General features: G+C 72.8%; 13 protein-coding genes. 8 read left to right on the top strand and 5 right to left on the bottom strand.

Going from position 1 to position 15,054, the window contains the following annotated elements; translation table 11 throughout:
* Nucleotides 1–68: 68 nt before the first annotated feature.
* Nucleotides 69–530, top strand: a complete 462-nt coding sequence (locus CP970_RS24400; protein WP_055552507.1) for a hypothetical protein — start codon at nucleotides 69–71, stop codon at nucleotides 528–530.
* Between the two features lie 4 nt (nucleotides 531–534).
* On the opposite strand, the gene CP970_RS24395 is transcribed toward CP970_RS24400, so the two are convergent.
* Nucleotides 535–909: an STAS domain-containing protein gene (locus tag CP970_RS24395; protein ID WP_055552509.1), complete on the bottom strand. Its 375-nt coding sequence runs from the start codon at nucleotides 907–909 to the stop codon at nucleotides 535–537.
* 258 nt (nucleotides 910–1,167) lie between these two features.
* On the opposite strand from CP970_RS24395, the gene CP970_RS24390 reads away from it, so the two are divergent.
* Together CP970_RS24390 and CP970_RS24385 are read left to right on the top strand one after the other, a co-directional pair.
* Nucleotides 1,168–1,743: a sigma-70 family RNA polymerase sigma factor gene (locus CP970_RS24390; RefSeq protein ID WP_055552511.1), complete on the top strand. Its 576-nt coding sequence runs from the start codon at nucleotides 1,168–1,170 to the stop codon at nucleotides 1,741–1,743.
* Nucleotides 1,725–3,074: a maleylpyruvate isomerase mycothiol-dependent enzyme family protein gene (locus CP970_RS24385; protein ID WP_055552514.1), complete on the top strand. Its 1,350-nt coding sequence runs from the start codon at nucleotides 1,725–1,727 to the stop codon at nucleotides 3,072–3,074. Before CP970_RS24390 ends, CP970_RS24385 begins: the two co-directional genes overlap by 19 nt.
* A 12-nt stretch (nucleotides 3,075–3,086) precedes the next feature.
* Here CP970_RS24385 and purU read toward each other — a convergent pair whose 3' ends face one another.
* Both purU and CP970_RS24375 read right to left on the bottom strand, forming a co-directional pair.
* On the bottom strand, nucleotides 3,087–3,968 hold the full coding sequence (purU, locus tag CP970_RS24380; RefSeq protein ID WP_055552516.1) for a formyltetrahydrofolate deformylase: 882 nt from the start codon (nucleotides 3,966–3,968) through the stop codon (nucleotides 3,087–3,089).
* Nucleotides 3,969–4,010: 42 nt separating this feature from the next.
* Nucleotides 4,011–4,511, bottom strand: coding sequence for an SCO4402 family protein (locus CP970_RS24375; protein WP_079043819.1), 501 nt, complete (start codon nucleotides 4,509–4,511; stop codon nucleotides 4,011–4,013).
* A 118-nt stretch (nucleotides 4,512–4,629) separates the two neighbouring features.
* Between CP970_RS24375 and CP970_RS24370 the strand changes: the two genes are divergently transcribed.
* Nucleotides 4,630–5,904, top strand: a complete 1,275-nt coding sequence (locus CP970_RS24370) for an ABC transporter substrate-binding protein (protein WP_055552520.1) — start codon at nucleotides 4,630–4,632, stop codon at nucleotides 5,902–5,904.
* Between the two features lie 50 nt (nucleotides 5,905–5,954).
* Here the strand turns inward: CP970_RS24370 and CP970_RS24365 are convergent, their stop codons facing one another.
* On the bottom strand, nucleotides 5,955–7,946 hold the full coding sequence (locus tag CP970_RS24365; protein ID WP_150493893.1) for a hypothetical protein: 1,992 nt from the start codon (nucleotides 7,944–7,946) through the stop codon (nucleotides 5,955–5,957).
* A gap of 159 nt (nucleotides 7,947–8,105) precedes the next feature.
* The gene (locus tag CP970_RS24360) at nucleotides 8,106–9,494 is read right to left on the bottom strand and encodes a hypothetical protein (protein WP_055546674.1); all 1,389 of its coding nucleotides are present in this window, start codon (nucleotides 9,492–9,494) and stop codon (nucleotides 8,106–8,108) included.
* A 284-nt stretch (nucleotides 9,495–9,778) separates the two neighbouring features.
* Between CP970_RS24360 and CP970_RS24355 the strand changes: the two genes are divergently transcribed.
* The 4 genes from CP970_RS24355 to CP970_RS24340 all read left to right on the top strand — a co-directional run bounded on the left by CP970_RS24355 (nucleotide 9,779) and on the right by CP970_RS24340 (nucleotide 14,796).
* Nucleotides 9,779–10,438, top strand: coding sequence for a bifunctional DNA primase/polymerase (locus CP970_RS24355; protein WP_055546676.1), 660 nt, complete (start codon nucleotides 9,779–9,781; stop codon nucleotides 10,436–10,438).
* 138 nt (nucleotides 10,439–10,576) lie between these two features.
* On the top strand, nucleotides 10,577–11,356 hold the full coding sequence (locus CP970_RS24350; protein WP_055546678.1) for an ABC transporter ATP-binding protein: 780 nt from the start codon (nucleotides 10,577–10,579) through the stop codon (nucleotides 11,354–11,356).
* Entirely contained in the window at nucleotides 11,353–12,954 is a 1,602-nt protein-coding gene (locus CP970_RS24345; protein ID WP_055546680.1) for a hypothetical protein, read from the top strand. Before CP970_RS24350 ends, CP970_RS24345 begins: the two co-directional genes overlap by 4 nt.
* Before the next feature lie 477 nt (nucleotides 12,955–13,431).
* Nucleotides 13,432–14,796: a PAS domain-containing protein gene (locus CP970_RS24340; RefSeq protein WP_150493892.1), complete on the top strand. Its 1,365-nt coding sequence runs from the start codon at nucleotides 13,432–13,434 to the stop codon at nucleotides 14,794–14,796.
* Nucleotides 14,797–15,054: the final 258 nt, after the last annotated feature.

The raw sequence follows: 15,054 nt of genomic DNA, 5'->3' as shown, positions 1-15,054 counted from the left end.
TTGTGCCAAGACCGCGGAAATTCCGCGACACGGGTGTGGCACAGCCGTGATGTGCTGCACTGTTCCGCGTGGAAGCGGTTGCGGCGAGTGTCATAGCGGTGTTGGGAACCCTGCTCGGTGCGGGGGTCACGCACTCCTTTCAGCGGCGGGCGATCGAGCGGACGGAGGAGTTCACGCGCGGCGAGAAGCTGCGGCAGGAACGGATCGACGCGTACTGCGCTTACGCGGGTGCGCTCGTCGGCTACCGGCGGCTCCTGGTCGACCGCTGGTTCCGGCGCGAGGAGAACCGGCACGAGGAGAGCGAGGCGGCGCGCTTCCAGTCCTACGAGCTGCGCTCCGAAGCTCAGGAGGCGCTGTTCCGGGTGCAGTTGCTGACCGCGGACGACGCGCTCGTGCGGCAGGCGGCAGCGGCCCTCGAAGACGTCGCCGAGGTGCACAAGGCCGCCGACAGGGACGCGCTCGCCGAGCGGCGCCGGGTCTCGCGCGAGGCCATCAACTCCTTCGTGGCGGCGGCCAAGCGGCACGTGTGACCGCTCACGCGGAGAGCGGTGCCGCCGTCTCGTCGAGCGCGGCGCCGACGTCCGGGTAGACCTCGAAGAGCCGTCGTACGCCCAGGGCCGCGAGGACGCGGTTCACGTGCGAGCCGTCCTCCGCGCCGCGCGCGGGCAGGATCAGGCGCAACCTGCCCTGGCAGGAACGGATCAGACGGCGCGTGGCGATCAGTACGCCGACGCCGCTGGAGTCGCAGAACAGCACTTCGGAGAGGTCGAGGACGATGCTGCGGCGGCCTTCGGCCACGAAGTCGTGCACGTGTTGACGCACCACGGGCGAGGTCAGCAGGTCCATCTCGCCCGAGACGCACAGCACGGCCCAGCCGGACCGCTCGTCCATCGTCACCTTGAGCGTCACGCGTCACGCCTCTCGCTCGCCCTGCCCTGTTCCGCCGACTCGGTCTGTCCGCCCTGCTCAGCACGGTGATCCGGAAGCAATCCCTACGCTTCGTTCTGCTTCGGCTGCCCCAGCTGTCTCCCATGAAACACCAGCAGGTCACCGTCACTATCATCCGGTGCCCGCCGGGGGCGCCCTTTGCCGTAAACAGGAGTGCGCTGTCAGCGGCGCCGACTACATTCGAGTGAGGGTCAGAAACGGTACGCAGGAGGGGGCCGCATGCCGAAGGACGCGCCGCGGCGCTGGGACCGCAGGATGCAGCAGCGGCTCGCGCACGGGGAAGCCGCCGCGCTCGGCGAGCTGTACGACCGCTTCGCCTCGCTGGTGCACGGCCTGGCCCACCGCGTCCTCGGCGACGAGAGCGCCGCCGACCGCATCACCCGCGAGGTCTTCGCGCACGTCTGGGAGAACCCCGACGCGTACGACCCCAAGCAGGGCCCGCTGCGCTCCTGGATCGCCACGCTCGCCCACCAGCAGGCCGTGCGCAGGCTCCGCCAGACCGAGTCGGCCGCCCTCGCCCGCGGCGGCGAGGGCACCAAGGAAGACCTGGAGCGCAAGGTCCGCCGCGCCTCCGCGGCCGCCCGCGCCGACTACATCGTCACGGCCATGCCCACCCCGCTGCGGGCCGCCCTGGAGCTCGCGTACTTCCAGCGGCGCGACTACCGCCAGGCCGCCGCCGACCTCGGCGTCACCGAGGACGAGGCCCGGCGCAGGCTCCGCCTCGGCCTGCAGCTCCTGTCCACGGCGAACGACACGTCCCCCGGCACCTCGCCCGGATACGGGACGGCGCTGTGAGCGGCGCCGACACCCCCGAGCCGTTCGAAGGTCCGGACCGCCCCGAGGACGCGAACACCGGCACTCCAGGGGGCGCGGCCGTGCCGCGCATACCGATGCCGCGCTCCTCGATAGAGGACACCGGAGAGCCCCTGCCCGACCCCTCGCCCCCGGAGCCCGTGGAGCCGCTCGTCCTGGAGCACCGCGTCCTGAAGTCCCTGCTCGGCGCCTGGGCGCTCGCCGCGTGCTCCGCGGCGGAGTCCGCGGCCGTCGATGACCACCTGGGCGACTGCGGCCCCTGCGCGCAGGAGGCGCTGCGGCTGCGCGACGCCGTCGGCCTGCTGCACCCCGAGGAGAGCCTCGACCTCGACCCCGGTCTGCGCACCCGGGTCCTGGAGAGCTGCCTGGGCCGCCGTCCGCCGCGCATCCCGGTGCCCGAGTGGGCCGTGCCCTACGACGCGGAGACCGCCCGGCTCGACGCCCTCCTCCAGGACATCGGCGACTCGGAGTGGCACGCCCCGGTGCGGCTGCGCTGGTTCGAGGAGAACGGCCCGGTGACCCGCAAGACGACCGTGGCCGGAGTCATCGCGCACCTCCTCGCCGTCGACGGCCTGGTCGGCCTCGCCCTCGGCCTTGACGACCCGCTGGGCCCGGAGACCAAGGGCCCGCGCGACCCGGCCCACCGCACCGAGGCGTACTGGCGCGCCTCGTACTTCCCGCCCACGCGCGCGGTGCGGGGCCCCTGGCGCGAGCAGACCCACGAGGTGATCCGCACGGTGTCGTTCGCGGGCGGCGGCTCGGGAACGCTCCCCGTGCCGTACGGGACGGTGGCCGCGCCCGGACCGGACCCGGGCTCGGGCGCGGGATCCGACGAGGTCCAGAGGATCGAGCTGCCGCTGCGGGACTCGATGGTGGACCGCGCCTTCGAGTGCTGGATCCACGCGGGCGACATCGCCGACGCCGTGGACTACCCGTACGCACCGCCCGCGCCGCGCCATCTGCACCGCATGATCGACCTCGCCGCGCGGATGCTCCCCGGCACGCTGGCCGACCGGCGCCGTTCGGGGCTCGCGGCCCCGTCCCGCGGCCTGGTGGCGGCGGGCGCGCCGGGCCGCAGTCTGCGCCTGGAGATCGAGGGGCTCGGCGGCGGCGAATGGTTCATCCCGCTCGACTCCCCCGCCGCGAGCGCGTCCGCCGAGGAGGAAGTGGCGCACGTGGCGCTCGACGGCGTGGAGTTCTGCCGCCTCGCCGCGGGCCACGTCTCACCGGAGGAGGCGGCCGCCGGTCAGGACGGCGACCGCGAGGCCATCCGCGACGTGCTGTTCGCGGCGGCCTCGCTGAGCCGGATGTAGCCCGGCGGGGGGTTAAGCGAAGACGACGGTCCGGCGCCCGTTCAGCAGGATGCGGTGCTCCGCGTGCCACTTCACGGCGCGGGCCAGGGCCTGGCACTCCACGTCGCGGCCGATCGCGACCAGCTGGTCGGGGGTCACGTCGTGGCCGACCCGCTCGACCTCCTGCTCGATGATCGGCCCCTCGTCGAGGTCGGCCGTCACGTAGTGCGCGGTGGCACCGATCAGCTTCACACCGCGCGCGTGCGCCTGGTGGTACGGCTTCGCGCCCTTGAAGCTCGGCAGGAACGAGTGGTGGATGTTGATGATCCGGCCGCTGAGCGCCTTGCACAGGTCGTCCGAGAGCACCTGCATGTAGCGGGCGAGGACGACGAGCTCCACGTCCTCCTCGCGCACGATCTCCAGGAGCCGCGCCTCGGCCTGCGGCTTGTTCTCCTTGTTCACCGGAAGGTGGTGGAAGGGGATGTCGTACGAGGCGACGAGCTCGGCGAAGTCCGTGTGGTTGGAGACGACCGCGGCGATGTCCACCGGCAGCGCGCCGATCCGGGAGCGGAACAGCAGGTCGTTCAGGCAGTGTCCGAACTTCGAGACGAGCAGCACGATCCGCATCCGGTCCTCGGCGCGGTGGAGCTGCCAGTCCATGTGGAAGGAGTCCCCGATCGCGGCGAAGCTGGCCCGCAGCTTCTCGACGGTCACCGGCGCCTCGGCCGAGAAGTGCACCCGCATGAAGAACAGTCCGGTGTCGTGATCGCCGAACTGCTGGCTGTCCTCGATGTTGCATCCGGTCATGAAGAGATAACTCGACACGGCGTGCACGATGCCCTGCTTGTCGGGGCAGGAGAGGGTGAGGACGTACTGCTCAGCGGGTGCGGCGGGCGCGACGGACTGCTCGTTCATGCGCCCAAGGTTCCCATACGCGCGAGCGCGCTCGGAGCGCGCTCAGGCGGACCGCGTCAGAATCCGCAGCACCTCAAGGGTCCGGGGTTCCACATCCGGATCCTCCCCGTCGCCGGCCGCGAGGCGAACATGCGCCTCGCGCGCCGCGTGCACCGCTTCCGGCCACCCCGGGTGCTCGAGGTAGACGGAGACCATCGCGTCGGGCCCGACCTCGTGCATGATCCGCAGGACCCGCAGCACGGCCGTGTCGACGAGCGCCGCCTCCTGCGGATCCCGGAAGATCGTCCCGACGTATTTCTCCGCGGACCAGTTGTCCAGCCAGGTGTCCTCGACGAGCCGGTACACGGCATCGGTCACGTCCCCGTACTCCTCACGCCCCGCGAGCCAGCACGCGCGCTGGAATTCGGGGTCGGAGAGCATGTGCAGCGCCGAGCGCACGTTGCTGCGCCAGCGCCACCACGGCATGTCGTTGGTCGGCATGCCACCCATGGTGCTGGAGCGACGGCCGCGACGGGAAGACTTATCCGAACCTTGCACGGTCATCGATCGTACGTTCCCACTCTCTGCACTCGAACCAGCCCCCACACGTTCACCTTGATGTCACTGTCCGTTGAGAACGCGTCACGCCACGGTTGGCAAGCCACCGCAATCGTGCATACCCATGACCGGCAGGCGACGCACCTTCTTCCCCCGCCCCTCCCGAACCGCGGCACTCTCCGCGGCAGCGGCGGCGGCGTGTACGTCACTGATAGCCGGGTGCGGGGTCATCCCTGGAACCACGGGGGGTTCCAGGGAAGACCCCATCACCGTCATGACCTGGGCCCCCGAGAAGACCAAGGCCACCAACAAGCCCGGCGTCCCCGCGATGGCACAGGCGTACGCACGCTGGGTCAACGCCCACGGCGGCCTCAAAGGACGCGAGCTGCGGGTCATCACCTGCAACGACCACAACGACTCGGCGGGTGCCGCGGACTGCGCGCGCGAGGCCGTCGACAAGAACGTGGTGGCCGTCGTCGGCGCCTACAGCCAGCACGGCCGGTCCTTCCTGTCCCCGCTGGAGGTCGCGGGCATCCCCTACATCGGCGGCTACGGGATCACCGAGGACGAGTTCAGCAGCCCGCTCTCGTACCCCGTCAACGGCGGCGAGCCCGCGCTCCTCGCGGGCAACGGCCGCCAGCTCGCCGCCCGCTGCGACCGCGTCTCCCTCGTACGCCCCGACACCCTGGCCGGTGACGAACAGCCCAAGCTGCTCAACGCGGGCCTCGCCGACGGCCACCACAAGCCCGTCGCGGACATCCGCGCGCCCGAGGACGGCACCGACCTCACGCCCCAGGCCGAACAGGCCCTGCGCCACGCGGGCGCGGCCGACGGCTGCGTGACGGCGACGCTCGGGGCGCGCACGGACACGTTCTACGACTCGTTCAGGCGCATCAAGGACGACTATCCGCCGGTACGGACCTCCTCGGTGCTCGGCAGCGTCGACCAGTCCCTCGTCGACCGCGCCGGCGGCGCGACGGGCCCCTACGAAGGGGCGTACGTCACCGGCTGGTACCCCGCCTCCAGCGATCCCCGGTGGTCCCAGATGCGCGAGGTCGTCCGCGAGCAGGCGTTCGGCGACAACCGGGTCGACCCGGCGGACGCGGGCGTGCAGACGACCTGGATCGCGTACACCGTCCTGAAGCGGGTCGTCGAGTCGCTCGACGGCGGCGAGGTCTCGGCGAGCACGCTGCGCCGCGCCCTCGACGACGGCCTCAAGGTCGAGACCGGGGGCCTCACGCCCACGCTGAGCTGGCGCTTCGAGGACATGCTCGCGGCCAGCGAGTTCCCGCGCCTGATCAACTCGGACGTCACGTTCCAGGTGGTGCGCGACGGACGGCTCGTCCCGGCGCGCAAGGGGTTCGTGAACGTGGAGAAGACGCTGGAACAGACGGCGTAGCCACGGGGGCGGCGTAGCGGCGAGCCCCGCAGGGCCCGCCGCCGGGCGCCTCAGAGCTGGGTCTTGTTCCGCTCGGTCAGCTGGTACTTGCGGGCGATCGCGTTCCAGTGGTTGGCGGCCTGCTCCTTGGCGGTGGTCGCCGCGTTGCTCTGCTTGTTGCCCGCCACGGTCTGCGAGGTGGTGCGGGCGTGGCCCTTCTTGCAGCCCTTCTTGCCCCCCACCTGCTGCGCCCACGCCGCGTAGTGGTTGTCGGCGGCCGCCGACGCCTTCCACGCCTTGTTGAGCGAGTTGACCAGCTGGTCGTTGGCCGGGAGCTTGTCGACCTTCAGCCCGGCGAGCCTGCTGACGAGGCCGTTGCGCTGCTTGGCCGCGTTGCGCAGGTCGGTGGCCGACGGGCCGAGGTTCTGGCACTTGCCGACGTTGCGTACGGCGGCGATGACCGAGTCACGGCTGTTGTTGCTGTCGGCCAGGAGCTTGTCGAGGGCGACCGCCTGCTCCTTGGCCGGGTCGGCGGTCGGCGAGGGCTTGTCGTCGGCGGGGGCCGACGCGGAGACCGGCTTGCCGTCGTCCTTCTTCTCGTCGTCGTCACCGCCGGAGCTCAGCAGCGCGCCCGCTCCGACGCCGAGCACGGCGATGCCGATGCCGACGGCCGCGATCAGCGGCACCTTCGAGCCGGTGCCGCCGCGGCGGCCGCCGCCCCTGCCGCCGCTGCCACCCGGCTCGGGGGCGGGGGCGGGCGCGGGGTGCTCCGGGACCTGGACGCGGGGCATCTGCTGCGTGGAGGCGGGGCCTTCGGCCGCCGCCTCGGTGCGGAAGAGGCTGTCGAACTCGGCGGGCGGCTGCCGGTCGCCGGGGGCGCCGGGGCGGATGCCGTAGGGCGCGGTGCCCGGCTCGGGCGGGGGCCCGTTCCCGCTGGGGACGGGCGCGATGAACTGGGTGGGGTCGCTGTCGGACACCGGGGCACCGGGTGCGGGTGCGGCGGGTGTGTTCGCGCGGCCCAGGAACTGCGTGGCATCGGCGGCGGAAGCCTCGGGCGGCAGGGCGCCGGGTCCCACCGGGGGTATGTACTGCGTGGCCCCCTCGTCGCCACCGGGGGCGGCGGGCACGGGGGCGATGAACTGCGTCGCGTCGGCGTCCGACCCGGCACCGGGCGCGGCGACGGGCGGCAGCGGCATGCTCTGCGAGGCTCCCGCGGCGGGCAGCTGATGCGCCTGCGCGACGGGGGGCAGCTCCTGACCGGCTCCGCCGTGTCTCCCGTGTCCGGGCTGGCCGGGCTGACCGGGTTCGCCCTGAGCGGGCGGCGCCGCGTGGGCACCGTGCCGGGGCTGGGCGGCGTAGGGTTCCTGCCCCGCTGCCTGGGCCGGGTAGCCGTACGAACCCTGGGCGGGCTGACCGCCGTACGGCCCCTGGGCGGGCTGCCCGCCGTACGAGCCCTGCCCGGCGGCCTGGGCCGGGTAGCCGTACGAACCCTGGCCCGGCTGCCCACCGTACGAATCCTGCCCGGCCGCCTGAGCCGGGTAGCCGTACGAACCCTGGGCGGGCTGAGGAGGCTGCGCGCCCTGTTCCGGCTGACCGGCGTGCGCGCCGTGCGCGGGCTGCGCCGGGTACGCGCCCTGGGCAGGATGCCCGCCGTACGAGCCCTGCCCGGCGGCCTGCGCCGGGTAGCCGTACGAACCCTGGGCAGGCTGGCCGCCGTACGAGGCGTCCGCGTTGCCCGCGGGGGCGTACCCGCCGTGCTGCGGCGCGTACGGGTCGGCGGGCGGAGCCGCGCCCTCCGGAGGGAGGGGCATCGCCTGTCCCGGCTGGGGCGCGGGCGCGCCCCAGGCCTGGCCCTGGCCGTGGCCGGGCGGCGGGCCCGCCGTCTCGGGACCCCAGGGCTGGCCCCAGGGGCTGCCGCCCGCCGGGGCGGTGTGGCGGCCCGCGGAGCCGGGCAGCAGCGGTTCACTGCCGTCCGCGGGCAGCACGACGCCCTCGTGGGCGGGCCGGTCCGCGGGCTGCTGCGGATCGGAGGAAGCAGCGCCCTGACCGCTCTGCTGCGTCACCGGGACTCCTACATATGGGGGACCTACGGAACCGTCGGGTCACGCTACCGGGTCGCCACATCCCTCTGCCACGCAGCTCAGAACGCCGCCTCACGCTCAGCGGCGGCAGTAACACATCCTCACTCCCCGACGCTGTCTATGGGTGCCGCGGGCGGTTCCTCACGCCGCCTGGAGGTCGACGCGCGCCCCGAACTCCCGTACCACCGGCTCCTCCCGGTAGGGCTCGAGACGCTGCTGGAAGTCGTCGAGGTACTCCGCGCCGCGGTTGGACCGCAGCGTGCCGAGGAGTTCGACGGCCTTCAGGCCCGTGTGGCAGGCCTGTTCCACCTCGCGCCGCTGCACCTGCGCCGTGGCGAGCAGCACGAGGCCGATCGCGCGGCGCCGTGCCCGGGTCTCCGGGTGGCCTTCGAGGGATTCCTGCGCGCTGCGGGCCGCCGCGTCGGCCTGCCCCAGGTCACGGTGGCAATGCGCCATTTCATCGGCCAGATACGCGTGGTCGAAGTGCCGGATCCACACCGGGTCGTCACCGGACCCCGCTTCGCCGGACGCCCGGTCCATCGCCTCGACCGCACGGCCCGCGACCACCTGGGTCGCGCGCGCGTCGCCGAGCAGCGCGTGGCCGCGCGCCTCGGCGGCGTAGAACATCGCCTCCGCGCGGGGCGTGACCCGCCCGCGCGTACCCTCCTGGGCGGCGCGCGCCAGCTGTGCGATCTCGCGCGGGTTGCCGAGCTGGGCGGCGAGGTGACTCATCGAGGCGGCGAGCACGTACCCGCCGTACCCCCTGTCCCCGGCCGCCTGGGCCAGGCGCAGTGCCTGGATGTAGTAGCGCTGGGCGAGTCCCGGCTGGCCCGTGTCGACGGCCATGTAACCGGCGAGCTCGGTCAACCGTGCGACGGCCGCGAACAGTTCACGGCCGACCGCTTCCCGGTAGGAGCCCGCGAGCAGACCGGAGACCACGGAGTTGAGGTAGTGGACGACGACCGGACGCACATGACCGCTGCCGAACTGGTGGTCGAGCTGGGTCAGCGCCTCCGTCATCGCCTTGACGGCCGCCACGTCCGAGAGCCCGACGCGCGGCCCCGCCGTGCGTCCGACCTGCGGGTCCGGCGAGGAGATCAGCCAGTCGCGGCTGGGCTCGACGAGCGCGGACGCGGCCACGGACGAGCCGGAGAGGAAGTCCCTGCGGCCCACGTCGCTGCGCCACAGCTCGCAGACCTGCTCGATGGCGCCGAGAACGGTGGGCGAGAACTGCAGTCCCACGCCGGATGCGAGGTTCTTGCCGTTCGCCATGCCGATCTCGTCGATGGTGACGGTGCGGCCGAGCTTGCGGCCTAGCGCCTCCGCGATGATGCCGGGCGCCCTCCCGCGCGGCTGCTGCCCGCGCAGCCAGCGGGCCACCGATGTCTTGTCGTAGCGCAGGTCGAGACCGTGCTCCGCGCCGCACATGTTGACCCGGCGGGCCAGTCCGGCATTGGAACAGCCGGCTTCCTGAATGAGCGCCTGCAGCCTTTCGTTGGGCTGCCGCGCGACGAGTGGCCTGGCGGCCATGGGTACCCCCTGTGTGCACCGGGACCATCGAACCGAACGGCCACCGTGGACCGCTTCTCGATGATCAATGCCCTTGGGGCAAACGGAAGATGCGCCACAAACGGGCGATAAGTACGAACCCGGGCGTCCTCTGGTTGCCCCTGACCTGGCTACCCGCGCATGGAAGCCATTTCCCCTGCGCGCCCCCACCAGTGCACCCATGCGCCCCGTTCGCAGGATCGATGCTCCTCCTCCGCCCTCGCGTGCGCCCGTAACCCGAGGTGGCGGCGGGAGTTGAGAACTCCGTGGAAGAGACCATCGGAGTCACGTCAGCCGCGCAGATCCCGAAGCAGCGCGGAGAAGCCCTGCTGGACACGGCCGTGCGATACGCGGAAGAGCGTCACTGGGACGTGTTCCCCGGCACCTGGCTGGAGTCCGCGGAGGGCGCCGAGCAGTGCTCGTGCGGGGAGACCGCGTGCGCCTCGCCCGGCGCACACCCGGCGCGCGAGGACTGGGCGACGCAGGCCACCGGCAGCGCGACGGTGGCCAGGCGGCTGTGGCAGAAGCAGCCCACCGCGTCGATCCTGCTGCCCACCGGGCGTACCTTCGACGCGATCGACGTGCCCGAGACCGCCGGGTTCCTCGCGCTCGCCCGCATGGAGCGCATGGAGCTGACGCTCGGGCCCGTCACCTGCACGCCCGACCGGCGCATGCAGTTCTTCGTACTCCCCGGCGCCCTGGTCAAGGTCCCCGACCTGGTCCGCAAGCTGGGCTGGCCGCCTGCCGCGATCGACCTGGTGACGCTCGGCGAGGGCGCGTACGTGGCGGCGCCGCCGACCCGCTTCGGCGCGTCGGGCGCGGTCCAGTGGGCCTGCCGCCCCACAGCCGCCAACCGCTGGCTCCCGGACGCGGAGGAGATCATCTCCCCGTTGGCGTACGCCTGCGGCCGCGAGGCCCGCCGGTAGCAGATCCGGCTGCCCTGTGGGCAGTTGTTCCGCAGGGCGGAACGGGTGGGCACAGCCCCGGTGCCGAGCAACTCAGAGTCGACGGCGAGCTACCCGACGTAGGGTTTCGAGCACGGGCCGACAACGAGGGGCAGAAGCGTGACCGAGACAGCACCAGCCGTACGGGTGACAGGGCTCTGGAAGCGGTTCGGCGAACAGGTCGCGGTCGCCGGGATCGATCTGAGCCTGCCCGCGGGCAAGTTCATCGGCCTGGTCGGCCCGAACGGCGCGGGCAAGACGACCACGCTCTCCATGGTCACCGGACTGCTCAGGCCGGACCAGGGCACCGTGGAGGTCGTCGGCCACGACGTGTGGCGCGACCCGGTGGAGGTCAAGGCCCGCATCGGCGTACTCCCCGAGGGCCTGCGGCTCTTCGAGCGGCTCTCGGGGCGCGAACTGCTCGCGTACACCGGACGCCTGCGCGGACTGCCGGGCGCCGAGGTCGACAAGCGCGCCACCCAGCTCCTCGACGTACTCGACCTCGCGGGCGCCCAGCACAAACTCGTCGTCGACTACTCGACGGGCATGCGCAAGAAGATCGGCCTCGCCGCGGCGCTCCTGCACAACCCCGAAGTGCTCTTCCTCGACGAGCCGTTCGAGGGCGTCGACCCCGTCTCCGCCCAGACCATCCGCGGCGTCCTGGAGCGCTACACCGCCTCCGGCGCCACGGTGGTCTTCTCCTCGCACGTCATGGAGCTCGTCGAATCGCTCTGCGACTGGGTCGCCGTGATGGCCGCGGGCCGCATCCGCGCCCAGGGCACCCTCGCCGAGGTGCGCGGCGATGCGGCCTCCCTGCAGCAGGCGTTCCTCGAACTCGTCGGCGCGAACGGGCGCGACGCGGGCTCCGACCTCGACTGGCTGGGCGGCGGCGCCCGATGAGCGCCGCGGCCACCCCGGGGATCACCCCCGTCTTCGTACGCCTGAAGCTGTCGCTGCTCCGCAACGGCCTGCGCCAGTCCGCGGGACGGCGCGCCGCCTACATCGCGTCCGTCACCGTCGCCCTGCTCTTCGCCGCGGTGCAACTCCTCGGCCTGATCGCGCTGCGCGGCAACGAACACGCCACGACGGTCTGCGTGCTGCTCGTCGCGATCCTCGCGCTCGGCTGGGCGGTGATGCCGCTGTTCTTTCCCAGCGGCGACGAGACCCTCGACCCCACCCGCCTGGTGATGCTGCCGCTGCGGCCACGACCGCTCGTCCGGGCGCTGCTCGTGGCCTCGCTGGTGGGCATCGGGCCGCTGTTCACGCTCTGTCTGGCGCTCGGCGCGGCGATCGCGCTCGCGCACGGCGCGGCGGCGACCGTCGTCGCCGTGCTCGCCGTCGCCCTGACGGTGCTGGTCTGCGTGGCGCTCGCGCGCGCGGTCGCGGCCGCCAACATCCGCCTGCTGACCAGCCGCAAGGGCCGCGACCTCGCCGTACTCAGCGGCCTCGTCATCGCGGTCGGCGCGCAGGTCGTGAACTTCGGGGCGCAGAAGCTCGGTTCGTCCGGGCTCGACACGCTCGACCCGGCGGCGGACGTGGTGCGCTGGATCCCGCCCGCCGCCGCGCTCGGCGCGGTCGACTCGGTCAGCGAGGGGTCGTACGCGACGGGGGCGGCCCAACTCGTCCTCTCCGCCCTGGCCCTGTTCGCCCTGCTCGCCCTCTGGCAGCACAGCCTGACGCGCCTGATGACGACACCGGACGGCTCGACCCTCGCGGCCGCGGAGCCGGACAAGGGCACCTCCCGCACCTCGGGCGCACTCGGCGCGCTGCTCCCCCAGGGCCGCACCGGCACCGTCATGGAGCGCAGCCTGCGCTACGTGTGGCGCGACCCGAAGACGAAGGCGGCCTGGGTGACGTCCCTGGCCATCGGCCTGATCGTGCCGCTGTTCAACGCGCTCCAGGGCACCGGGTCCGTCTACTTCGCGTGCTTCGCGGCGGGAATGCTCGGGATCTTGATGTACAACCAGTTCGGGCAGGACACCTCGGCGTTCTGGATGGTCGCGATGACCATTTCCTCGCCGCGCGACGCGTACGTCGAAATCCGGGGCCGGGCCCTCGCCCTCCTCCTGATCACCCTGCCGTACGCGACGCTGGTCACGGTCCTCACGACGGCGCTGCTCGGCGAGTGGCACGCCCTGCCCGAGGTGCTCGGGCTCTCCTTCGCGCTGCTCGGCGCGATGCTGGCGACCGGCGCGTGGTCCTCGACGCGCTTCCCCTACTCGATCCCGCAGGAGGGCTACAAGAACGTGGCCCCCGGCCAGGCGGGCCTCGCCTGGATCTCGATCTTCGGCGGCATGGTCGCGGCGGCCCTGCTCTGCGCCCCGATCATCGCCCTCGCGATCTGGCTGCACGCCTCGGGCTCGGCGTCCTTGAGCTGGCTGCTGCTGCCGGTGGGCGCGGTCTACGGGGCGGCGATCACCGAGGCGGGCTCGCGGCTCGCGGCGCCCCGCCTGGCGAAGCGTCTTCCGGAGATCCTCACGGCGGTCAGCAGGGGCTGACACGGCGGCGGTCAGCAGGGGCTGACACGCAGGCGACCCGCGAGCCATGTGGTTCCGCCCGTACGAGACGGGCGGAAGCCGGCCGGACGTACCGGCGGCTCGCGGGTCGGGTGACTGCTTGGGATTGGGCCGGCCGCACGCTCGTATCGCGCACTGGTCCGGCACCGCACTCGGTGTGGTGACGGGCCGCTAGCCCGCAGCCACCTCTCGCGTCCGCAATGAAATCACTGCCGGATCACCTCCTTTCGTCGAGTGATGAACACCCTAGGAAGCGGGCCGTCGATGCTCAACCGATTTATTCGCCGGGCCGCGGTCCCGCATTTCTCCCCCACATATTTCGCTCCAACTTCCGGGAACCCCCTGTGGGGTGCGTCACGTTCGAGTTGAATGATCTGACGTGCGGTATACGCAGTTGGCGCGGCTCATGCAGTACAGGCAGCTCATGAGGACGAGGACACGGCCTGCAGGGGGTCCCAGGTGAGTGCTTCCCGACGGAGCGGAACTACCGACGAGCTGGGCCCAGAAGAGCCCGAGCCGGGCGGCGCCGAGCTGCTCGCGGCGCTGCTCGACGGCATGGACGCGGCGCTGTGCGCGCTCGACGCGGACGGCGTGGTGACGCACTGGAACCGCGAGGCCGAGCGGATACTCGGCTGGTCGGCGGCGGAGGCCGTCGGGCGGCAGGGGTTCTCCGGCTGGGCCGTGCGGACCGCGGACGCGGAGGAGGTCCGGGGGCGGCTGCTGGCCGCGATGGACGCCCCGGGGCGGCAGGTGCACGAGTTCGCGCTGGTCACCAAGGACGGCGGCCGGGTCCTCGTGCGGATGCAGTCCGCGGCCGTACGGGGCGGGGACGGCAAGCCCGCCGGGGTGTACTGCGCCTTCAGCGAGGTCCACGCGCAGATAGACCTGGAGCGGTCCATCGCCCTGAGCGAGGCCCTCTTCGAGCACGCGTCCTGGGGCGTCGTGCTCGTCGACGCCGACCTGCGGCCCGCCGTCGTCAACGAACACGCGGCGCGCGCGCTGGGAGTCGGCCGCACGGCCGTGCTCGGGCGGCCGCTCGCCGATCTGCTCGGGCAGGGCGTGGAGGAGCTGGAGAGCGCGCTCGCCCACGTCCTCGGCGAGGGTTCGCCGCCCGCACCCGCCGAACTGTGGGTGTCCGTACGCTCCGGCGCCGACAAGTCGGGCGGCGGCTTCGAGCGACGCTGCTGGCGCAGTGGCTTCGTACGACTGGCCTCGCCGCTCGCCGAGGAGCCGGTGCCGCTCGGCGTCGGCTGGCTCTTCCTGGACGTGACGGAAGCCAAGCAGACCGAGCAGGAGGCGTCCCAACTGCGCTTCCGCTCCCAGCAGTTGCACCGGGCGGCGCGGGCCGCGGCCGAATGCGAGGACCCCACGGAGGCGGCCACGGTCCACCTCGACTTCGCCCTGGCGGGCTTCGCCGATCACGCGCTGGTCGACCTGCTCGCGGGCGAGGACCCCGTCCGCCTCGTCCGGGTCGCGGCGACGCCCGCGGGGACGCCGGGGCCGTGCCTGCCGGTCAGCAAGGCGGGCATTCCGGTGCGCTACCCCGAGGGCCATCCCGCGCCGCAGTGCGTGGCGCGGGTGGGGTCCGTACGGGCCAGCGCGGGGGCGGGGGTGCGGGATTGGGCCGAGGTGCGGCAGTGGCCGGAGGGGTCGGTGCACGCGTTGTGCGCGGTGTTGCGGAGCAGGGGGCGGACGTTGGGCGTCGTGACGTTCCTCCGGGGGGCGGGGCGGGTGGCGTTCGAGCGGCCTGATGCGGCGTACGCGGAGAGCGTTGCGGCGCGGGTGGCGGCGGCGCTTGACCTGGCCCAGGCCGTACGGGGCTAGCCCCTCGGCGCCGGTCTCCCCCTGTAGGAACCTTTCCCACCCGCCCACCCGTATCTCCGCGACGGACCGCCCCTGTAGGAGCAACCCGCCTTGGGTTCGGCTGTGGGGCGGGGCCGCGGCGGTATGTCCGTCCTCGCCGTCCCAGGCGCACCGCCACGGCTTGGGCACCTCGGCACGAGGCCCCCAGTGCTCCGGGCGAACATACCGCCACGTCCCCTCGCGTAGCGACGCGGCTGCGGGCCGGTGGGGGCTCCGCCG

Source organism: Streptomyces kanamyceticus (assembly GCF_008704495.1).
Taxonomy (GTDB): domain Bacteria; phylum Actinomycetota; class Actinomycetes; order Streptomycetales; family Streptomycetaceae; genus Streptomyces; species Streptomyces kanamyceticus.
The sequence above is the reverse complement of the archived record's forward strand: the minus strand, read 5'-3'. Positions and strand labels throughout refer to the sequence as shown.